We start from the raw sequence: 1315 nt of genomic DNA on the forward strand, positions 1-1315 counted from the left end.
TCTGGTGGTCTTGGTGGTGACACTTCTGCCCTCAGGCTGCGGCGGTGGCAGTCCATGAACCCATCGATCCCCGTGTCCGTCTTGCGATCTCGCAGTGGCCCGATAACGCGCCTCGCGGGGCTGTCTCGACCTTCTGCGCTGAGCATGAGATCTCCCGTAAGTCCTTCTATGAGCTGCGCAAGCGCGTCCGGGCCGAGGGGCCGGCCGCTGTGCTCGAGCCCCGGAGCCGTCGCCCCACGACGAGCCCGAACAGGCTGACCGACGAGGTCAAGAAGCAAGCCCTCGATGTTCGTGCCGCGCTCGAGGCCTCGGGGCTGGACCACGGGCCGATCAGCGTGCACGACAAGATGCGCGCGATGGGGCTGCCCGTCGTGCCTTCGACGGCGTCGCTGTCGCGGATCTTCCGCGAAGCCGGTGTGGCACGTTTCGAGCCGAGGAAGAGGCCGCGCTCGGCCTGGCGCCGTTTCGTCTACCCCGCACCGAACGCGTGCTGGCAACTCGATGCCACCGAGTACGTGCTGACGGGTGGACGCCCGTGCGTGGTCTTCCAACTCATCGACGACCACTCCCGCTACGCCCTCGCCTCCCACGTCGCTTCGGGAGAGACCTCTGAGGCAGCCATCACGGTGTTCGACAAGGCCGTCGCCGCCCATGGCGTCCCACAGCGGCTGTTGTCGGACAACGGGATCGCGCTCAAGCCGTCCCGACGCGGGTACCTCGGCCAACTCGTTGAGCACGTGACGCGGCTGGGTACCGAGCCGATCACCGGCAAGCCATACAAGCCGACCACCCAGGGCAAGAACGAACGCTTCCACCAGACGCTGTTCCGCTACCTCGACAAGCAGCCGCTGGCCGACACCCTGGCCGAGCTGCAGGCACAGATCGACGCGTTCGACCTGATCTACAACACGCAACGCCCCCATCAGGGCCTGCCGGGCCGAGTCACACCCCAAACGGCGTGGGACGCGACCCCCAGGGCTGATCCACCACGCCCCAGCCCCGACCGGCCACGCTTCGAACCACCGGTAGCGACTGCGTTCCGCCGACCCCGGGTCCAGCCGCCCCCGGACCTGCCCGAGGGCACCATCATGAAGAGACTCAGCACCGCAGGCACCTTCCGCCTCGACTCCGTCACCTACCTGGTCGCCGGCCGATACGGACTCCAGCCCGTCTTGGTCGTCACCGACGGCGATGCCCTCACCATCACCGACCTGGACGGCGAAATCCTCATCGAGCACACCCGCCCGGCACCCGGGATCACCTACGTCGGCAACGGCCAGCGCCAGCGTCACGGCCCCCCACCCAAGACCGCTGA

The 1315-nt window shown here is 67.9% G+C and carries 1 protein-coding gene; it reads left to right on the forward strand.

All coding sequences use genetic code 11. The annotated features are described in order from the left end of the window. Positions 1-44 precede the first annotated feature (44 nt). On the forward strand, positions 45-1315 hold a 1271-nt coding region (locus IE200_RS20455; protein ID WP_456237885.1), incomplete at its 3' end, for an integrase core domain-containing protein.

The organism is Nocardioides flavus (ex Wang et al. 2016), assembly GCF_014653115.1.
Classification (GTDB): Bacteria; Actinomycetota; Actinomycetes; order Propionibacteriales; family Nocardioidaceae; genus Nocardioides; species Nocardioides flavus.